The following is an 18505-nucleotide window of genomic DNA, read 5'->3' as shown; positions in this document are numbered from 1 at the left end:
TACCGGCGGCGTCCTCACCTGCTTAACTAAATCCCGTGGCAAAATGGCGAAATTCCGCGAAAAGTTATTCTTGACAAAAAGAGGGAGATTCGATACACTGTGAATAGTTTGAATATCAAAACATTTGAAACCAAAAGTAATAATCGGGGATAAAATATGACTTCAAGAATAATCGGAATCGGCTCCTATTTGCCGGAAAATATTGTGACGAATACAGATTTAACAGAATTTATTGATACCAGCGACGAGTGGATTCGCGAAAGAAGCGGTATCTGTGCCCGCCGCATCTCTACGGAAGAGGGTACATCAGCCCTGGCGGTCAAGGCTGCAAAGAGGGCGATTGAGGATGCGGGGATTGCTCCGGAGGAAATTGAGATTATCGTGCTGGCGACTTCTTCACCGGACAGGGCTTTTCCAAGCGCCGCCACAGATGTACAGGCGGCTGTCGGGGCCTTGAATGCGGTTGCCTTTGATATTACCGCCGCCTGCTCCGGATTTATCTACGGCATGCATATTGTGCAGGGCTTTATCAAGTCCGGAATCTATAAGACAGGGCTTGTAATCGGCGCGGAGACGCTGGGCAAGGTTCTGGACTGGACGGACCGCGGCACCTGTTTCCTTTTTGGTGACGGCGCCGGTGCAGCTGTTGTGAGAGCTGATGAGAGAGGATTGATTGACACGCTGGTAGGCAGCGACGGCAGAAAGGGCTGGGTGCTTGACTGCCAGGCCAGAAGCCTTGGCAATTGTCTGACAAAGACGAAACCGGAACTGGGATTTATGCAGATGGACGGCCAGGAGGTTTTCAAATTTGCAGTCCGCAAGGTGCCGGAAATTACTAAAAAAATTATGGAAGATAATGGAGTGTCACAGGAAGATATCAGCTACTTCGTTCTTCATCAGGCCAATTACAGAATTCTGGAGGCAGTGTCCAGACGTCTAAACATTCCAATGGAGAAAATACCGGTTAACCTGGATCAATACGGCAACACTTCCGCAGCATCCATCCCTGTACTGCTGGATGAAATGCACAGGGACGGCCGGCTGGAACGCGGCGACAGGATTGTACTGTCGGGATTCGGAGCCGGACTCACCTGGGGGGCCATGCTTCTCGAATGGTAACGCAGAGTAACCGTTCAGCCATGATGTATTCCGCGAGGTGTTTTCGCTGTTTTTTGCGAAAATCCCGAGTTGTGCGGCGCGAAACGACGTTTTTTGCCGTTTCTGTGCATCATTTGTTACGGTTTAGCCGAAGGCTGAACTGTATCAACGCAGAAACTTCTGCCATAAGATTGACAAAAAGCCGCAGACCGGGCATTATGGACAGTGGCTTTGTATATAAAAGCAAATCTAAAATTAAAAAATAGTAAAAGGAGACAAGGATTATGTTAGAGAGAATGAAAGAGATGATTGCAGACCAGTTAAGCGTAGAGGCAGAGATTATTACAGAGGCCTCTTCCTTCAAAGATGACCTGGGAGCAGATTCCCTGGATCTTTTTGAATTAGTAATGGCTCTGGAAGACGAGTATTCTGTGGAAATTCCGGCAGAAGACTTACAGAATCTTTTAACTGTAGGCGACGTAATGAATTACTTAAAAGAAAAAGGTGTTGAAGCATAATGAAGACAAGAGTAACAGCACTCTTAGGGATTGAATATCCAATCATCCAGGGAGGTATGGCCTGGGTGGCAGAACATAATCTGGCGGCGGCAGTATCAGAGGCGGGCGGTCTCGGTCTTATTGGAGGCGCCAACGCTCCGGGTGAAGTGGTGCGCGAAGAGATTAGGAAAGCCAGAGAACTGACGGATAAGCCGTTTGGTGTAAACGTCATGTTAATGAGTCCTTTTGCCGACGATGTGGCGAAGGTAGTTGTGGAAGAGGGAATCAAGGTTGTCACAACCGGGGCAGGCAATCCGGGCAAATACATGGAAATGTGGAAAAACGCAGGAATCAAGGTCATCCCTGTAGTCGCCTCCGTAGCCCTTGCCAGAATGATGGAAAAGGGCGGAGCCGATGCCGTAGTGGCAGAGGGAACAGAATCCGGAGGCCACATCGGCGATCAGACGACGATGAGCCTGGTCCCCCAGGTTGCGGACGCCGTTTCCATACCGGTAATTGCAGCCGGAGGAATCGCAGACGGAAGAGGAATTGCAGCCGCTTTCATGCTGGGAGCCGAGGCAGTACAGATGGGGACCCGCTTTGTAGTGGCGAAGGAGTCCATTGTACATCAGAATTACAAAGACAGAATTATCAAGGCGAAAGACATCGATTCCGCGGTAACGGGACGCAGCCACGGCCATCCCATCAGAAGTCTGAGGAATCAGATGACGAGAGAATATCTCAAGATGGAGCAGGAAGGCAGACCGTTTGAGGAACTGGAATACCTGACCATGGGCACTCTCAGAAAAGCAGTCATGGAAGGTGATGTCATGCACGGAACCGTTATGGCCGGCCAGATCGCGGGTATGGTAAAGAAAGAACAGACCTGTAAAGAGATGATCAGTGAGATGACGGCTGAAGCTGAGAAGCTCCTGTCAGGAACTTCCTTCCGTTAGTAAAATAGCGGTGAAGAGCCGGGATAACGGCTTTTCACCGTTCAATTAAATAATGAAGAAATACGAATCAGAATGATACAGCAGGAATTAATTAGGATAAGTTGGGAGCGAGGTAACGCTATGAGCAAAATTGCATTTATTTTCCCGGGCCAGGGAGCACAGATATGTGGTATGGGCCAGGACTTTTATGAGCAGGCTGAGACGGCAAAAGAGATTTTTGACAAGGCATCCGAAATACTCGGGTTCTCCATGCCGGAACTCTGTTTTGAGAAGAATGACAGACTGGATATCACTGAGTACACACAGCCGGCCATGGTTACGGCCAGCATCGCAATGATGAAGGTTTTCATGGAGCGCACGGGGATTACTCCTTCAGTGGCAGCCGGTTTAAGTCTGGGGGAATATCCTGCAATGGCGGCAGCAGGCGTTATGTCGGCTGAAGATGCAATCCGGACCGTAAGGCAGAGGGGAATCCTGATGCAGGAGGCTGTCCCGGCCGGAGTCGGAGCGATGTCGGCCGTGCTGGCTATGGACGGAGAGAAGATTGAAGAGGTGATTGCACCGATTGACGGTGTACAGATTGCCAACTACAATTGTCCGGGGCAGATTGTAATATCCGGCAAAAAAGAGGCGGTCGATGAGGCTGCCGTGAAATTAAAAGAGGCGGGCGCCAAGAGGGTGCTTCCGTTAAATGTAAGCGGGCCGTTCCACTCCAGTCTGCTTGAGGAAGCAGGAGAGAAGCTGGGCGAGGTGCTGGCACAGGTGGAAGTACATACCCCGGTTATTCCTTATATCGCCAATGTGACGGCGGGATATGTGACCGATGCAGGTGATGTAAAGCCTCTCCTTATCAAACAGGTATCCTCCTCCGTACGCTGGGAACAGAGCATCCGCAGGATGCTGGAAGACGGAGTGGACACATTTATTGAAATCGGCCCGGGCAGGACACTGACCGGTTTCATGAAGAAGATTGACCGAAACGCGAAAGCGATGAATATAGAAAAGCTGGAAGATATTGAGAAAGTGAAGGAGGCGTTAGGATGTTAAATGATAAGATTGCAGTCGTGACAGGCGCCAGCCGGGGAATCGGCAGGCAGATAGCTCTTACCATGGCTAAGGAAGGCGCAGCCGTGATTGTAAATTATAACGGTTCAGCCGCCGGTGCAGAAGCAGTTGTGAAGGAAATCTGCGAGGCCGGAGGCCAGGCTGAGGCGGTGCAGTGCAACGTATCCGACTATGCGAAGGCAGAGGAATTTCTCAAATATGTGATCGGCAAATATAAGAGGATTGACATCCTTGTAAACAATGCGGGAATTACGAAAGACAACCTGCTGATGAAGATGAGTGAAGAAGAATTCGACGCGGTAATCGACATCAATTTAAAAGGCACATTCAACTGTATCAAACATGTATCACGCCAGATGCTCAAACAGAGGGGCGGACGGATTATCAATATCTCCTCCGTATCCGGAGTGATGGGAAATGCAGGCCAGGCAAATTACTGTGCATCCAAAGCAGGCATTATTGGGCTGACCAAAGCGGTGGCAAGGGAACTGGGCAGCCGCGGGATTACGGTGAATGCAATTGCCCCCGGCTTTATCGACACGGAGATGACAGCAGTGCTTCCGGACAGTGTAAAAGAAGCGATGGGAGAGCAGATTCCGTTAAAGAGATTTGGCAGGACGGAAGATGTGGCGGATATGGCGGCTTATCTTGCATCAGATAAAGCAGGTTATATCACGGGCCAGGTGATCTGTGTGGACGGCGGAATGGCGATGTAAGGCTGAGCTGTGACAAGGCGGAAGTATAAATATATTAAGAAGAAAGGCGAATGCGCTATGAATAATAATACAAGAGTAGTCGTAACAGGAATGGGTGCTGTCACCCCGATCGGCAATGATGTAGAAACCTTCTGGGAAGGGCTGAAGGCCGGAAAAAAAGGTTTTGGACCGATTACTTATTTCGATACAAGTGATTTTAAGTCGAAAATCGCGGCTCAGGTGAAAGACTTTAACGCGAAAGAATACATGGATCCGAAGGCAGCCCGCAGAATGGAGACATTTTCCCAGTATGCGGTGGCGGCCGCTTCCCAGGCCCTGGCTCAGTCCGGCATTGATATGGCTCAAGAGGATCCGTATAAGGTTGGAATCAGCATCGGCTCCGGTATCGGCAGCCTTCAGGCAATTGAAAGAGAATATACGAAAATGAAAGATAAAGGGCCGGGCCGCGTTAATCCGCTGCTTGTTCCGCTGATGATCAGCAATATGGCGACGGGCAACGTATCCATTCAGTTCGGTTTAAAGGGCAAGAGCATCAATGTGGTGACGGCCTGCGCGACGGGAACCCATTCCATCGGAGAGGCGTTCCGGGCTATCCAGCACGGTGAAGCCGACGTCATGGTTGCGGGCGGCGCCGAGGCATGTATCACACCTCTGGGCGTAGCCGGATTCACGGCTTTGACGGCTCTTTCAGGCAATGAGGATCCTGAGACGGCTTCCAGACCCTTCGACAAAGACCGCGACGGCTTTGTAATGGGAGAAGGTTCCGGCGTTGTGGTTCTTGAATCTCTGGAGCATGCGCAGAACAGAGGCGCAAAGATTCTTGCGGAGCTTGTGGGATACGGCGCTACCAGCGATGCCTACCATATCACATCCCCGGCGGAAGACGGAAGCGGAGCGGCTAAAGCAATGGAATTTGCGATGAACGATGCCGGGATTGTGCCGGAGCAGATTGACTATGTAAATGCCCACGGAACCAGCACCCACCATAATGACCTTTTTGAGACAATGGCCATCAAGCTGGCGCTGGGCGAGCACGCATATAAAGTGAAGATCAACTCCACAAAATCCATGATAGGCCATCTTCTGGGCGCAGCGGGCGGCGTGGAATTCATTACCTGCGTAAAATCCGTTATGAATGATTTTGTCCACGCTACGGTCGGCTTAAAAGAGCCGGGCGAGGGCTGCGATCTGGATTACACAATGGGTGAAGGCGTATCCACACCGGTAAATTATGCTGCCAGCAATTCTCTGGGATTCGGCGGACATAATGCCACTTTGATTGTAAAGAAATTTGAAGCATAGGATGTTACTTAATTGCTGTTCGCAGAACCGTATCCGAACGGTTACAAAGAATCAGAAATAGAATGAGGTTCAATATGGAAATAAACGATATCTTAAAACTAATAGAAGCAGTTTCCGAGCATGGTCTTACCAGCTTTGTCCTGGAGGAGAACGGTTCCAAAATCTCTATGAAAAAGGAAAAGGAAGTAATAACCGTTACGGCGGCCCCGGCGGTGCAGACGGTAATTGCGCCCGCGGCGGCCGATGCCCGGGATATTTCCGGCACAGCGCCTTCCGTCCCGGCAGGTTATATGGCGCCTGCAGTTTCTGCGGCGGGAACAGAAATGTCACGCTCAGAGTCCATCGGATCCGATAAGGTAGTGACCTCTCCGCTGGTAGGAACCTTTTATAATGCTGCGTCACCTGATTCAGACGCATTCGTATCGGTCGGCGATACGGTTAAAAAGGGCCAGGTTCTCGGGATCATCGAGGCGATGAAGCTGATGAATGAGATAGAGAGTGAGTACGACGGAGTGGTTGAGGCGGTTCTCGTAAATAATGAGGAGGTCGTAGAGTACGGCCAGCCGTTATTCCGAATCAGATAATCGGCGGACAGACAATAGCCGGAAAGAAGGTAGAATATGTTAGGAATCAAGGAAATTCAGGAGATTATTCCGCACCGCCATCCGTTCCTTCTCATCGATTGCATCGAGGAGGTAACGCCCGGAGAGGGAGCGGTTGGATATAAATCAGTTACTTACAACGAGCCGTTTTTTGCCGGCCACTTTCCGCAGGAGCCGGTTATGCCGGGCGTGCTGATTGTGGAGGCCCTGGCACAGGTCGGTGCAGTTGCTATCCTGAGCCAGGAAGAAAATAAAGGCAAGGTTGCCTATTTCGGGGCTATTAACAGCGCCAAATTCAAGAAAAAAGTGGTTCCCGGCGATAAGCTCCGGCTGGAATGCCATATTATCAAACGCAAGGGACCGGTCGGAATCGGAAGTGCGACCGCGACGGTAGACGGTAAGGTTGCCGTAATAGCAGAATTAACATTTATGATTGGATAGGTGAAGGCCGATGTTTAACAAGATTTTGATTGCAAACCGGGGAGAGATCGCAGTGCGTATCATCCGGGCGTGCAGAGAAATGGGAATAGAAACGGTAGCCGTTTATTCGGAAGCCGACAGGGATTCGCTTCACACGCTTCTGGCGGATGAGGCCATCTGTATCGGACCGGCGCCGTCCACGGAGAGTTATCTGGATATGGAGCGCATTATCTCCGCCACGGTAGCGATGAAAGCGGATGCCATACATCCGGGATTCGGCTTTCTCTCAGAGAACGCCAGGTTTGCAGAGCTTTGTGCAAAATGCAACATCAAATTTATCGGACCTTCGGCAGATATCATTAATAAGATGGGCAATAAGTCGGAAGCCAGGAAGACGATGATGGAGGCCGGGGTTCCGGTTGTACCGGGCAGCAAGGAGCCTGTTTATACTGCAAAAGAAGCCCTTGTGCTTGCACAGTCCGTCGGATTTCCGGTTATGATTAAAGCATCCTCCGGCGGCGGCGGAAAGGGAATGAGGATTTCCCGGGGCGCGGAGGATTTTGAAGCGAACTTTAACCAGGCCCAGATGGAATCCGTCAAGGGATTTTCGGACGATACGATGTACATTGAAAAGTATATTGAGCAGCCTAGGCATATCGAATTCCAGATATTGGCCGATTCATACGGAAATGTGGTTCATCTGGGGGAGCGCGACTGCTCTATCCAGAGAAGGCATCAGAAGGTTCTGGAGGAATCGCCGTCAGTCGCCATCTCGGATGATTTGAGAAGACGCATGGGCGAGACAGCCGTTAAAGCGGCCAAAGCAGTGGGTTATGTCAATGCCGGAACCATCGAATTTCTGCTAGATAAAAATAAAGAGTTTTATTTTATGGAGATGAATACCCGTATCCAGGTAGAGCATCCGGTTACGGAGGCTGTCACGGATATGGACTTGATAAAGGAGCAGATTAAGATTGCAGCGGGCGAGGCGCTTTCTTTTACCCAGGAAGATGTGGTAATCAGGGGCCATGCCATCGAATGCCGAATTAATGCGGAGAATCCGGGAAAGAACTTTATGCCGTGTCCTGGCCGCATTATCAACGTCCATGTGCCGGGCGGCAGGGGAGTCAGAATTGACACTGCGATTTATAATGACTACAAAGTTCCGCCGAATTATGATTCCATGCTTTTAAAGCTTATTGTCCATGATAAAGACAGGGAGTCTGCCATTGCGAAGATGCGCAGCGCCCTTGGAGAGCTGGTGATTGAAGGAATCGAAACAAATCTGGATTTCCAGTATGAGATTCTGAGCAATGAAGCATATCAGAAAGGGAAAATTGACACGGACTTTATCCCGAAATATTTCCCGCAGTATTGTAAGTAAATAGTAATGGTAAATAACCATCAGTTCCGTCTAAGAAGGGGAGAGTGCCTATGTTAAGAGATATGTTTAAGAAAACGTATACCTTAATCGATACGAAATATGCAGACAAGGCTGAGGACAGCCGGTCGGAAAACGGGGAAGAACCCAATGTCCCGAAGGGATTATGGCGCAAATGCAACAAATGCGGCCGCCCAATCTACACAGAGGATGTTAAAAATAATTATTATGTCTGCCCGAAGTGCAGCGGCTACTTCCGTATCCATGCATACAGACGTATTGAAATGCTCATAGACGAGGGTACCTTCGAGGAATGGGATAAAGAGATGGAGTTTGTAAATCCTCTCGCTTTCCCCGGATATGAGAAAAAAATCAGTGCAGTGAAAGAAAAATCAGGCATGGATGAGGCGGTTGTGACAGGCCGCGGCAAAATCTACGGACAGGATGCGGTAATTGCAGTCTGTGATTCCAGGTTCCTGATGAGCAGCATGGGGCATAATGTGGGAGAGAAGATTGCAAGAGCCGTGGAGCGTGCAACCTGTGAGAGACTGCCGGTTGTCATATTTGCTGCGTCCGGCGGGGCCAGAATGCAGGAAGGGCTTGTTTCCCTGATGCAGATGGCAAAGACCTCCGCAGCCCTCAAGCGGCATCACGAGGCCGGCCAGCTCTATGTGAGCGTCCTGACCGATCCGACGACAGGAGGCGTCACCGCCAGCTTTGCAATGCTGGGCGACATTATACTGGCTGAGCCGGGCGCTTTGATTGGATTTGCCGGCCCGAGGGTAATTGAGCAGACGATCCGCCAGAAGCTGCCGGAAGGCTTCCAGAGGGCGGAGTTCCTTCTGGAGCATGGTTTTGTGGATCGGATTGTGGAGCGTAAAGATCAGAAAGAGGTAATCGCACGGATTCTCAGAATGCATAATGGGAAGAAGAGCTGGCAAAAAGAGATGGACGAAGCGGATCGCATGCGTGAAACTGCGGCCAGGGTCTGTGCCAGGGAAGCGGCCGGACTTGCAGGGGGGAAACCCCGCGGCCCGATTGCGCCGTTTTCAGGTGAGATGAGAGTAAAGACGCTGAATAAGATAGCTGACAGGCAGCAGGAGGCCTGGGATACGGTACTTCAGTCGAGAAGCGGTGACCGTCTTGTGTCCAGTGATTACATCCGAGTCTTATTTGATAATTTTATGGAGATGCACGGCGACCGCTACTATGGAGATGACGGTGCAGTGATCGGCGGAATTGCCACCTTTTACGGGATGCCGGTTACGGTCATCGGCCAGGAAAAGGGAAAAACGACCAAAGATAATTTAAAATGCAACTTCGGCATGCCGTCACCGGAAGGCTACAGAAAGGCCCTCCGCCTGATGAAACAGGCGGAAAAGTTCAACCGCCCGGTTATCTGTTTTGTAGACACGCCGGGAGCCTTCTGCGGACTGGAAGCCGAGGAGAGAGGACAGGGGGAGGCCATCGCCAGAAACCTGTTTGAGATGTCCGACTTAAAGGTTCCGATTCTGACGATTGTAATCGGGGAAGGCGGAAGCGGCGGCGCTCTTGCCCTTGCGGTGGCAAATGAGGTTTGGATGATGGAAAATTCCGTCTATTCCGTCCTGTCGCCGGAAGGATTTGCCTCCATCTTGTGGAAGGACAGCAAGAGGGCCAGTGAAGCGGCAAAAGTGATGAAGATGACGGCAAAAGACCTCTATGAGCTGGGACTGATTGAACGGATTATTGCCGAGGATCTGCCGGCTACGGCGGAGACCGCGGAAATAGTCGGAGAAATTATTGACCGCCATATGAGAGAGTTCTTTAAGACCTGCGAAATCATGACGCCGGAAGAGATTGTCAGCCAGAGATATGACAGGTTCAGGGGATTTTAATAATAGTTAAAAACAGGATAGGAGAAATAGAATGTGTAATTTAAAACCGTTGAAAATAGGCAATCTGACCGCCAAGCTTCCTATTATTCAGGGAGGGATGGGCGTCGGAATCAGTCTCTCTTCCCTGGCCGGGGCCGTAGCGAAAGAAGGCGGAATCGGTATCATATCAACGGCGCAGATTGGTTTTCGGGAGCCGGATTTTGCTGAGGATTCCCAGACGGCCAATTTAAGGGCTATCGGGAAGGAATTTAAAAAGGCAAGGGAGATTTCACCGGACGGTGTGATCGGATTTAATATTATGGTGGCTACCCGCAATTATGCGGAGTATGTTAAGGCAGCGGTGAAGGCCGGAGCCGATTTGATTATCTCCGGGGCCGGTCTGCCCATTAACCTTCCTGAATACGTGAAAGGATCGGCTACGAAAATAGCACCAATCGTTTCTTCTGTAAAATCAGCGATGGTAATCTGTAAGATGTGGGACAGAAAATATAAGACAGCGCCGGATCTGGTAGTCGTAGAGGGACCGCTGGCAGGCGGCCATCTGGGCTTTGACAGAGAAAAACTCACATACCTGGGCGTAGACACGGAGCATGCGGGAGATACCTTCAAAAAAGCGGAGTATGATGACGAGATAAAGGGCATCATCGCCCTTGTCAGGGAATACGCGCAGAAGTACAAGAAAGAGATTCCCGTTGTAACGGCAGGAGGAATCTATTCCCATGAAGATGTGATGCACCAGCTGGAACTCGGGGCTGACGGTGTTCAGGTGGCAACCCGTTTCGTGACAACGGAAGAATGCGATGCTCCGATGGAGTATAAACAGGCGTACCTGGATGCAAAAGAAGAGGATATTATTATTGTGAAAAGCCCTGTGGGGATGCCGGGACGCGCAATCCGCAACCATTTTCTGCGGGAGGTGGAGAAAGGCAGACAGGCAATTTCACATTGTTACCGGTGCCTGGAGAAATGTGATCAGGCTAAAATACCTTACTGTATCACGCAGGCCCTTGTCAACGCAGTGACCGGGGACGAGAACAATGCTCTGATCTTCTGCGGCAGCAATGCGTGGAAGGCGGACAGGATTGAGACCGTACACCAGGTGATGCAGGATTTGTGCCGGGGCTGACCTTCCGGAACCAAACGGAGGGGAAAGAAGACAGAAATTAGAAGATAGAAAATAGAAGATAAACGATAACAGATAAAAGAACGCAGCGGCCATGGTTTCCTGCCGGTCTGGCAACAGGCAGGATCCCACGGAGGCTGCGTTCTTTTGTATTCTTATCCTCTGAATCTGTTAAGGCAGGCATATATCTCCTGAACCCTCGGCATACATAACCCCATTGCCGTATAGTTCGAGCCGTTAAAGGCGGCCAGTCCTTTCTTCTCATATTCGAGCATGAGAATGTCCACGGTTTCTTTCAGCGTGCAGCGTGAAAATAATCCGCGTTCAAGGCAGAAGCGTACCATTTGGGCCAGGGCCGCTGTCTGTTCGCTGTCGGCCAGCTGTTCGACGAAACGGAGATCGACAGGCTCTTTGCCCACCTGAAATGAATCCCTGCCGAATATTTTCACCTTAATCCGGTCGTCCTGTTTTCTGTTGCCCCGTCTGCCGCCAGAATTTGCACCTCCCCGTCCGCTGTCGGAGCTTGCTGCAGGGGCGGGCAGCTTTCTTCCTGGCTTGGGAAGAGAAAACCCGGGCGCCGTCAGGGCAGGCGAGGAAATCTCCCGATAAGCCTCACAGGCTTTCTTTACCTGTTCCGTAATGTCGAGGGGGCGGTAAGAATCCATCTGAATTACCGTATCCGCGATATAGAAGTAAGCGCCTGAGCTTCCGGCTACCAGTACCGTGGAGATACCGGCTTTTTCATAGAGATCTCTCGCTCTCTCTATGAACGGAGTGATTGGTTCTTTATCCCTGCTGACAATTTTCTGCATCAGTTCATCCCGGAGCATAAAATTGGTGGCGGAGGTGTCCTCGTCAATCAGAAAGGCGGCAGCGCCTGCCTCAATTCCTTCTATAACAGCCGCGGCCTGGGAAGTGCTGCCGCTGGCATCTGCCGATGAGAAACGGGAGGTATCCCTGCCGTTTGGCAGATCGTTGATAAACAGGGAGATGTCGACATTACTGATGCTGCGTCCGTCCTCTGCCCGCAGTTTAACGGCCGTACTGTCCGTAATGACGTATTCCCGGCCGTCACCGGCGATATGATTGTACACACCGGCCTCCAGAGCCTTTAAAAGGGTGGATTTGCCGTGATAACCGCCACCGACTATCAGTGTTATGCCTCTGCGGACTGCCATGCCGCAAAGGGGGCCGTGGTGCGGCAGATTCAGTGTTATTTTAAGGGACTCGGGGGAAGAAAAGGATACGCTTCCTTTCATCGGGCGGTCCGATATGCCTGTTTCACGGGGCAGGACGGAGCCGTCGGCGGCAAAGGAAACGAGATCCAGGCGTTTCAGTTCGTTTCTGATAAACTCCTGGTCTTCCGCCAGTTCAATGACGTCACGCACCTGTTTCGGGTTCCTGTTTTTATACATAAAGACATTTCTGACGCATCCGGGCAGAAAATCAAACAGGATTTTGATGAGTTCTCCCGAATTTATCGTTCTTCCAAAAGCCGGGAAGCCGACTTCAAAGCGGGCGGTGATTCCGGTTCCGGTACATTCACAGGCCGAGCGGGTGAGAACCTCCTGTCCCGGTCTGCTTGTAGCGATCAGTCCGCTTTTGCCGGAGCCTTTTGCTTTAAAATTAAATCGTGCAATTTCCTGGCTGAAACAGCGCAGCAGATAATCCTCCAGTGCCGTTTTCTTCCATTGGCGGTCATAATATCCTTCGGGAAATGCGTTGATCTTATGTGGGATAAATACGCTGACCTTGGAGGGGGAGGCAAAGGGATCCCCCTGAACATGGTCTACCGTCAAGATGTAGTCTTTAAAATCATAGGAACCCTGAACCGCTTTATAAGCGGGGTAGCCTTTATGGTCGATGGATTCCAGCAGTCTTTTTAAATCCTGAGAATGATTCATGGTATTTTCCTTTTCTGTTCTTGATTAATACTGTGCTGACAGGTTTGCCGGTGTGCCGGCAGTCAGCTTTTATTGAGTATTTTAATTCATTCGATGGGAATTGGCAAGTGTATGGAAGATTATCTGCTGCTGATAATATGGTTTGTTACTATTCACGGCCCATATTCCGCGAGGTATTTTCGTGCGTATTTTGCACGAAAATCCCGAGTTGCACGGCTCGACGCGATGAAAAGTAAATTTTTCACCACAATCAACGGCGTTTTTTACCGTTTCTGTGCATCGCGGAGCGTGTTACTGTTCGCGGAGCTGCGCTTTTTCAGCAGGGCCGTGAATAGTAACTATGGTTTTATTTTTCCGGGAGATGGAGAGAGAATGCGGTAAGGCAGTAAACAGGGAAAATTGCGGGGAGGGCGGTAACATATCCGGCCGTTTTGTCTCATACATTAAGAACAAGCGATATTAGTAGGAAGTAGATTTATGCTGAATTATCTCTGGGCATTTATGATGCTGGTCGGAATTCTATGGGCGGCTCTGCACGGCAACCTGGCGCAGGTAACGACCGGAGCGCTGGATTCTGCCAGAGAGGCAGTTACGCTTTGTATTACCATGCTGGGCGTTATGTCATTTTGGACGGGGATTTTAGAGGTGGGCAGGAGAGCCGGACTGATTGAACAGCTGTCGCGGAAAATGACGCCGGTTCTACGGTTCCTGTTTCCGGGCATACCGAAAGGCCATCCGGCGCTGGAATCTATTTCGGCCAATATGATCGCCAATATGCTGGGGCTCGGATGGGCGGCAACTCCGGCCGGGCTGCAGGCGATGGAAGAACTGGAAGGCCTGGAGGAAGAAAGACGGAGGGAAGGAAAAAAATTCGTGCCTCAGGGGGTTGCAAGCAATGAAATGTGTACATTTTTGATTATCAACATATCATCGCTGCAGCTTATTCCAATCAACATGATTGCCTACAGGACCCAGTATGGCAGTATCAATCCCACTGCAATTGTTGGTCCTGCTCTGGTGGCGACAACCATCAGCACGATCGTGGCGGCAATATATTGTAAATGGAAAAACAGAAAGCGGAGCTGACGGCTCCGCTTTCTGGGTGATTGATGGCGGTGACCTGTGCAGAGCGTGCAGGTTATCATTGAAGACAACGGCCTGTGCGCAGAGCGAGCAGGTTATCGTTCCGGTTCAAGGCGCTCCGCCCTTGACTTTCGGTGTGAAAAATATAGTTTATCCAAGCTTATCCGCCCATTCCGGCTCTTTAAATCCGACCAGAACGAAATCCTTTGCCACAATCAACGGACGTTTAACCAGCATTCCGTCCTCCGCCAGCAGGTCGTACTGCTCTTCTTCGCTCAAAGAAGGCAGTTTTTCTTTTAAGTTCATATTTTTATAGAGAAGGCCGCTGGTATTAAAGAATTTTTTCAGCGGAAGACCGCTTTTCTGATGCCACAGTTTTAATTCTCCGGCAGTCGGATTCTTTTCTTTTATATGGCGGGATTCATATGATACATTATGGCTGTCCAGCCATTTCTTTGCCTTCTGGCAGGTGGAACAGGGAGGATATTCTAAAAACAGCACTTTCATAATAAAAAATCTCCTTTCTCAGATTAAGGTGCATGGAAACATGGAGTCTCCGACGGAAATCAGCGCCGGATTTCTGCGGTGAGCGCAGAAACCGTTTATGCGCAGGTATAATAACCGCTCTGCGGTCATTATACCATAAGAATGGTTTTTTGACAGATGAATGTAATTTATGGGACAGGTTTCACATTATGGTCACAAGTCTCATATATAATCATTCTCGAATAATATGATTTTATCAGTATGGAAGGAGGCCTGGGCGAATAAAATAGAAGTAATAACGGCTTCATCAGGAGCATTGAATGAAATTTATTCTGTACATATCCGAATACCTGGTTCCAATTATTATTTTTTACATTGCCGGCTTTGCATTTCTTTCTAAGCGGCCGGTATTCGATGACTTTATTGAAGGTGCAAAGCAGGGGATGAAAACGGTTGCAGAAATTCTCCCGACGCTGATTGGTCTGATGACGGCAGTCGGTGTGCTGCGCGCCTCCGGATTTCTTGATTTTCTGTCCGGTTTATTGGAGAAACCGGCTTCCCTTTTTCACATTCCGGCACAGATTGTACCCGTTATTTTAGTGCGCCTGGTATCCAGCTCGGCGGCAACCGGTCTTTTGCTGGATATATTCAAAACCTCCGGCCCGGATTCCTATGTCGGGATGATGGTGTCAATACTGGAAAGCTGTACGGAAACTGTATTTTATACTATGAGTGTTTACTTTATGACGGCAAAGGTAACGAAGACAAGATGGACGTTTGCAGGAGCGATGCTGGCCACCGGGGCAGGGGTTGCGGCAAGCATAATCCTGGCGTCTGTCGGATGAAAGACCGGAAAAGAATGGAAAAATGCCATTTTTTGTAAGAATTTTGACGGTTGTTTTGACAGGGAGAATATTGTATAATCAGTTAGTACGCGGATCAATACGCGAAAACTATGAAATGAAAGGGAATGCCGTGGATCATTACGAGACTCTCAATGAAGTGCTGGTAAAGCTGTTCCGTGATATTATGGATATCGAGCAAAAAGCTATAATAACACAGGAATTTAAGGATATCACCAATAATGATATGCATGTAATAGAAGCGATCGGGATCGAAGCTCCGAAAAATATGTCCTCTATCGCCAGAGAGCTGTCAGTGACGGTGGGTACCCTTACAATTGCAATGAACAGTCTTGTAAAGAAAGGCTATGTGGAGAGAACACGCGGCCTGGAAGACAGGAGGGTCGTGTATATATCCCTTTCAGAAAAAGGCAGAAAAGCTTACGGGCATCATGCCCAGTTCCACAAGGAAATGATAAACAGCGTAACCAGCGAGCTTACCAAAGATGAGCTGGAGACTTTGATAACAGCATTGTCCAAGCTGAGAAACTGGTTTGACCACTGGAAAGAGTAGAATACGAGGAGGCATCACGCAATTATGAAGAGATTTATGGTAGTATTAACCGGTGTCATTATGGCGGCAGCACTGGCCGCATGTACGCCGACTAAACAGAGCAGCGAAAAGAGAAATAATCCGCCGGCCGGAGCCACACAGGAGTCCTCTGTTGACGGAGCGCTTGAGAAACAGGAGATGGTAGTGGATGCAGAACCATCGGTCACGGTCTGCATTTACTCTGTAAATGATAACAAGACAGGTCTGAAGCAGAATATGGATGCCGTTGACGGCGAGGAACTGGATGCGCAGCTGTTGATAGACAAGATGGCAGAACTGGGAGTGATTGAAGAAGGCGTTAAGGTCAAGAGCTTTGACAATAAAGATGGTGTTCTGACACTGGACTTATCCGCTCTTTCCGGTTCCAAGGATGAATTGGTCATTACATCGATTGTTAACACATTTATCCAGAACTATGAAGCGGAAGAGATGTCCCTGAGCGTAAATGGAGAGAAGCTGGGAAGCGGTAATTATAAGTTCGTCAAGGAATATAAAAAGATGAAATAAAATTTACAGAGATAAAATAGAGAAAAAAGGGTTTCACTGAATGTTACTTCGGTGAAACCCTTTTTTTAATTCGTCACGTCATAAGTCAGGAGCCAGGTCTCGAAATAGGGTTTAATAACCCGGAAGGAAGCTCCCTCCATATCTAAAATAAATTTGTGGAACGCTTTGGGCGAATAACGGTTACCAAGCGTTTTCTTCGCTGAATCCCTCAGGGTGCAGATCTCCAGATAACCGGTATAATATTTCAGGTAATTTCCTGGATTGTCAATGATGGAATGAAACATTTCCTCGCAAACCTCAGCATCGGAAATTCCATAATACGTTTGCAGGAAACCGGATACCTTCTCCAAATCCCAGCCGTCATAGTGAATATGGATATCCAGCAGCGCATACAGCGCATAAATAGATGCCTGGCTGCGTGCCATCAGTTCTTTCATATCAGGAGATAGTCCATTGTCGAAAGAGTAACTGTACAGTTCACAGTAAAGTCCCCATCCCTCATCATATCCGCCGCAGGAGAGGATATGGCGCAGGGGACAGCTCTGCTTCCTGTTAAAGTAGACGGACTGGTATAGGTGGCCCGGATAACCTTCGTGGGCCAGAACCGAATACAAATCAGTACCTTCTTCCCTGGATTTGTCATTGATGTAAATTACATTAGTGGTATCCGAATCGATCGGCGGGATCAGGAAAAATGCAGGTGACAGCGAAGATTCAAGTGCTTTGGGCACATGTTTAACCTCATAGGTGGAGTCTGTCAGTTCCGGAAAATCCGTTTTTATCTGTTCACGCAGATGGTCCAGAATCTCCACCGGTTCACTCAGAGAGAAGCTCGTGCGTTCAATCTCCTGAACCAGCGCCGGATTATTTTGAAGTAATTTCGCTGTTTCCGCCATATCGCTTCCAAATTTCTTTTCAATCCTGTTTTTAAGCTCCGGAATGGAACTGTCGGTACCGGTCAGGGTAGCGACCAGATATTCGTAATAAGCTTTGCCTTTCTCATAGTGGCAAAGACCATTTTCATTTGTCCCTCTGCCTTTTAACTCTTCCAATGCTTTGGACAAGGTTGTGTAGGCCGGAATAAAGTGTTCTTTTAAAATCTGGAGATGCTTTGTCTTATAAGCTGTTTTCTCATCCTCTGTCAGGCCCTCCACTTCATCCAGACGGCTGTTAAAGGTTTCCGTCAGGAAGCTGTTTTCCGGCCGGATCAGATAATCCTTGCAGGATTGGAGCATACGGTCAATGGTTATATCGCTTGGGGCCAATCCGGCGTCGGCCATTTCCTTCTCATAGGCGGCCAGTTGTCCATAGTAGACGTCGATCTGTGAAAGAAGCTCCAGGTAATGCTCTATATCGGTCTTGTCGTAAAAAGTATATTCGGCCAGTAGTACCGGAAGCTGGGCCTGAGTTCCGATCAGCGGGCTCAGGGGCTGGCTGTAAAGCTCAAGGCCCTTTGAAGAGAGGGCAATCTCCAGTGAGTCCTCCAGCATCTTGTAGGTGAAAAGCTGATCGGACGTGAGCAGCGACGGATCGAAGGCTTCAAGCTCTTTCAGCAGTTTCTCATTATCTTTAGTATCCTGCTCCAGTTCTGATTTAGATATAGTCTGGAATTTTATCTCCGGTGTTTCAATTCCGTAGTTTTCAGGGTGTCTGACCATAAAGTGGAGATTGAGAGGATCAGAACCGATAATTTCCCGGAAAACACGATCGGTAAAAGTATTAAATTCAGCCTGGACAGTGGCTGCATCTTTGCCGCTGTTCTTGTCTGTCTGCCCGCCTTCTCCGTTACCGCCCTCTTCCTGCCCGGGCAGTTGCACCGGCTGCGTTTCGGATGACTGAAAGGATTCCACCGGCGGATTATAACGGGAACAGCCGCTGAGCATAATTGCGGTCACAAGGACCAGCAGATAGTATAAACAGGTTTTACGTGCCTTCATTTTTTACCTCCAATTGCCTACTATTATAATTTATATTAACGGAGATTACAACTTATCAATTAAATTGAGATTTAGTTAAGCAGGTGAGGACGCCGC

At 49.2% G+C, this 18505-nt stretch carries 18 protein-coding genes; 15 read left to right on the top strand and 3 right to left on the bottom strand.

Annotated features, from left to right (window positions below; all coding sequences use genetic code 11):
• Positions 1–156: 156 nt before the first annotated feature.
• From CLOSYM_RS18025 to CLOSYM_RS17975, 11 genes are all read left to right on the top strand, one after another.
• Positions 157–1119 carry a beta-ketoacyl-ACP synthase III gene (locus CLOSYM_RS18025; protein WP_021643221.1) on the top strand — a complete coding sequence of 321 codons (963 nt, stop codon included), beginning with the start codon at positions 157–159 and terminating at the stop codon, positions 1117–1119.
• 263 nt (positions 1120–1382) lie between these two features.
• On the top strand, positions 1383–1616 hold the full coding sequence (gene acpP / locus CLOSYM_RS18020; protein WP_003498434.1) for an acyl carrier protein: 234 nt from the start codon (positions 1383–1385) through the stop codon (positions 1614–1616).
• A complete protein-coding gene (fabK, locus tag CLOSYM_RS18015) occupies positions 1616–2551 on the top strand; it encodes an enoyl-[acyl-carrier-protein] reductase FabK (RefSeq protein ID WP_003498433.1) in 936 nt (311 codons plus the stop codon). Before acpP ends, fabK begins: the two co-directional genes overlap by 1 nt.
• 120 nt (positions 2552–2671) lie before the next feature.
• The gene (gene fabD, locus CLOSYM_RS18010) at positions 2672–3598 is read left to right on the top strand and encodes an ACP S-malonyltransferase (RefSeq protein ID WP_003498432.1); all 927 of its coding nucleotides are present in this window, start codon (positions 2672–2674) and stop codon (positions 3596–3598) included.
• Positions 3592–4332 carry a 3-oxoacyl-[acyl-carrier-protein] reductase gene (fabG, locus tag CLOSYM_RS18005; protein WP_003498431.1) on the top strand — a complete coding sequence of 247 codons (741 nt, stop codon included), beginning with the start codon at positions 3592–3594 and terminating at the stop codon, positions 4330–4332. Before fabD ends, fabG begins: the two co-directional genes overlap by 7 nt.
• Positions 4333–4389: 57 nt before the next feature.
• Positions 4390–5634, top strand: coding sequence for a beta-ketoacyl-ACP synthase II (fabF, locus tag CLOSYM_RS18000; RefSeq protein ID WP_044902794.1), 1245 nt, complete (start codon positions 4390–4392; stop codon positions 5632–5634).
• Between the two features lie 74 nt (positions 5635–5708).
• Entirely contained in the window at positions 5709–6218 is a 510-nt protein-coding gene (gene accB / locus CLOSYM_RS17995; protein ID WP_003498429.1) for an acetyl-CoA carboxylase biotin carboxyl carrier protein, read from the top strand.
• 36 nt (positions 6219–6254) lie between these two features.
• Positions 6255–6677 (top strand): 3-hydroxyacyl-ACP dehydratase FabZ, encoded by a 423-nt coding sequence (fabZ, locus tag CLOSYM_RS17990; protein WP_003498428.1) that lies wholly within the window; start codon positions 6255–6257, stop codon positions 6675–6677.
• Positions 6678–6687: 10 nt separating this feature from the next.
• Positions 6688–8040: an acetyl-CoA carboxylase biotin carboxylase subunit gene (locus tag CLOSYM_RS17985; RefSeq protein WP_003498427.1), complete on the top strand. Its 1353-nt coding sequence runs from the start codon at positions 6688–6690 to the stop codon at positions 8038–8040.
• A 50-nt stretch (positions 8041–8090) separates the two neighbouring features.
• Positions 8091–9914 carry an acetyl-CoA carboxylase carboxyl transferase subunit gene (locus CLOSYM_RS17980; protein ID WP_003505742.1) on the top strand — a complete coding sequence of 608 codons (1824 nt, stop codon included), beginning with the start codon at positions 8091–8093 and terminating at the stop codon, positions 9912–9914.
• Between the two features lie 31 nt (positions 9915–9945).
• Positions 9946–11040 (top strand): NAD(P)H-dependent flavin oxidoreductase, encoded by a 1095-nt coding sequence (locus CLOSYM_RS17975; protein WP_021643216.1) that lies wholly within the window; start codon positions 9946–9948, stop codon positions 11038–11040.
• Between the two features lie 152 nt (positions 11041–11192).
• Here the strand turns inward: CLOSYM_RS17975 and CLOSYM_RS17970 are convergent, their stop codons facing one another.
• Positions 11193–12941, bottom strand: a complete 1749-nt coding sequence (locus tag CLOSYM_RS17970) for an ABC-ATPase domain-containing protein (RefSeq protein WP_021643214.1) — start codon at positions 12939–12941, stop codon at positions 11193–11195.
• Between the two features lie 477 nt (positions 12942–13418).
• Here CLOSYM_RS17970 and CLOSYM_RS17965 point away from each other — a divergent pair, with 477 nt between their 5' ends.
• Complete coding sequence (locus CLOSYM_RS17965; RefSeq protein ID WP_021643212.1) at positions 13419–14027, top strand: spore maturation protein A; 609 nt, start codon at positions 13419–13421, stop codon at positions 14025–14027.
• Between the two features lie 147 nt (positions 14028–14174).
• Here CLOSYM_RS17965 and CLOSYM_RS17960 read toward each other — a convergent pair whose 3' ends face one another.
• Entirely contained in the window at positions 14175–14531 is a 357-nt protein-coding gene (locus CLOSYM_RS17960) for an arsenate reductase family protein (RefSeq protein ID WP_003498411.1), read from the bottom strand.
• Between the two features lie 299 nt (positions 14532–14830).
• Between CLOSYM_RS17960 and CLOSYM_RS17955 the strand changes: the two genes are divergently transcribed.
• The 3 genes from CLOSYM_RS17955 to CLOSYM_RS17945 all read left to right on the top strand — a co-directional run bounded on the left by CLOSYM_RS17955 (position 14831) and on the right by CLOSYM_RS17945 (position 16472).
• On the top strand, positions 14831–15355 hold the full coding sequence (locus CLOSYM_RS17955) for a spore maturation protein (protein ID WP_003498409.1): 525 nt from the start codon (positions 14831–14833) through the stop codon (positions 15353–15355).
• A 115-nt stretch (positions 15356–15470) separates the two neighbouring features.
• Positions 15471–15926 carry a MarR family winged helix-turn-helix transcriptional regulator gene (locus CLOSYM_RS17950; protein ID WP_003498407.1) on the top strand — a complete coding sequence of 152 codons (456 nt, stop codon included), beginning with the start codon at positions 15471–15473 and terminating at the stop codon, positions 15924–15926.
• 24 nt (positions 15927–15950) lie between these two features.
• Entirely contained in the window at positions 15951–16472 is a 522-nt protein-coding gene (locus CLOSYM_RS17945; protein ID WP_003498402.1) for a GerMN domain-containing protein, read from the top strand.
• A gap of 65 nt (positions 16473–16537) precedes the next feature.
• Here CLOSYM_RS17945 and CLOSYM_RS17940 read toward each other — a convergent pair whose 3' ends face one another.
• Positions 16538–18409 carry a DUF885 domain-containing protein gene (locus CLOSYM_RS17940; RefSeq protein WP_003498395.1) on the bottom strand — a complete coding sequence of 624 codons (1872 nt, stop codon included), beginning with the start codon at positions 18407–18409 and terminating at the stop codon, positions 16538–16540.
• Between the last annotated feature and the right edge of the window lie 96 nt (positions 18410–18505).

The sequence above is a fragment of the [Clostridium] symbiosum ATCC 14940 genome (assembly GCF_000466485.1).
GTDB lineage: Bacteria > Bacillota > Clostridia > Lachnospirales > Lachnospiraceae > Otoolea > Otoolea symbiosa.
The sequence above is the reverse complement of the archived record's forward strand: the minus strand, read 5'-3'. Positions and strand labels throughout refer to the sequence as shown.

Bases quoted from the DNA above. Each gene is read 5' to 3' on its own strand.
- fabK (WP_003498433.1), top strand. From the start codon at position 1,616: ATGAAGACAAGAGTAACAGCACTCTTAGGGATTGAATATCCAATCATC.
- CLOSYM_RS18025 (WP_021643221.1), top strand. From the start codon at position 157: ATGACTTCAAGAATAATCGGAATCGGCTCCTATTTGCCGGAAAATATT.
- fabD (WP_003498432.1), top strand. From the start codon at position 2,672: ATGAGCAAAATTGCATTTATTTTCCCGGGCCAGGGAGCACAGATATGT.
- acpP (WP_003498434.1), top strand. From the start codon at position 1,383: ATGTTAGAGAGAATGAAAGAGATGATTGCAGACCAGTTAAGCGTAGAG.
- CLOSYM_RS17980 (WP_003505742.1), top strand. From the start codon at position 8,091: ATGTTAAGAGATATGTTTAAGAAAACGTATACCTTAATCGATACGAAA.
- CLOSYM_RS17945 (WP_003498402.1), top strand. From the start codon at position 15,951: ATGAAGAGATTTATGGTAGTATTAACCGGTGTCATTATGGCGGCAGCA.
- CLOSYM_RS17940 (WP_003498395.1), bottom strand. From the start codon at position 18,409: ATGAAGGCACGTAAAACCTGTTTATACTATCTGCTGGTCCTTGTGACC.
- CLOSYM_RS17955 (WP_003498409.1), top strand. From the start codon at position 14,831: ATGAAATTTATTCTGTACATATCCGAATACCTGGTTCCAATTATTATT.
- CLOSYM_RS17950 (WP_003498407.1), top strand. From the start codon at position 15,471: ATGAAAGGGAATGCCGTGGATCATTACGAGACTCTCAATGAAGTGCTG.
- fabZ (WP_003498428.1), top strand. From the start codon at position 6,255: ATGTTAGGAATCAAGGAAATTCAGGAGATTATTCCGCACCGCCATCCG.
- CLOSYM_RS17965 (WP_021643212.1), top strand. From the start codon at position 13,419: ATGCTGAATTATCTCTGGGCATTTATGATGCTGGTCGGAATTCTATGG.
- CLOSYM_RS17975 (WP_021643216.1), top strand. From the start codon at position 9,946: ATGTGTAATTTAAAACCGTTGAAAATAGGCAATCTGACCGCCAAGCTT.
- CLOSYM_RS17985 (WP_003498427.1), top strand. From the start codon at position 6,688: ATGTTTAACAAGATTTTGATTGCAAACCGGGGAGAGATCGCAGTGCGT.
- fabF (WP_044902794.1), top strand. From the start codon at position 4,390: ATGAATAATAATACAAGAGTAGTCGTAACAGGAATGGGTGCTGTCACC.
- CLOSYM_RS17970 (WP_021643214.1), bottom strand. From the start codon at position 12,941: ATGAATCATTCTCAGGATTTAAAAAGACTGCTGGAATCCATCGACCAT.
- CLOSYM_RS17960 (WP_003498411.1), bottom strand. From the start codon at position 14,531: ATGAAAGTGCTGTTTTTAGAATATCCTCCCTGTTCCACCTGCCAGAAG.
- accB (WP_003498429.1), top strand. From the start codon at position 5,709: ATGGAAATAAACGATATCTTAAAACTAATAGAAGCAGTTTCCGAGCAT.
- fabG (WP_003498431.1), top strand. From the start codon at position 3,592: ATGTTAAATGATAAGATTGCAGTCGTGACAGGCGCCAGCCGGGGAATC.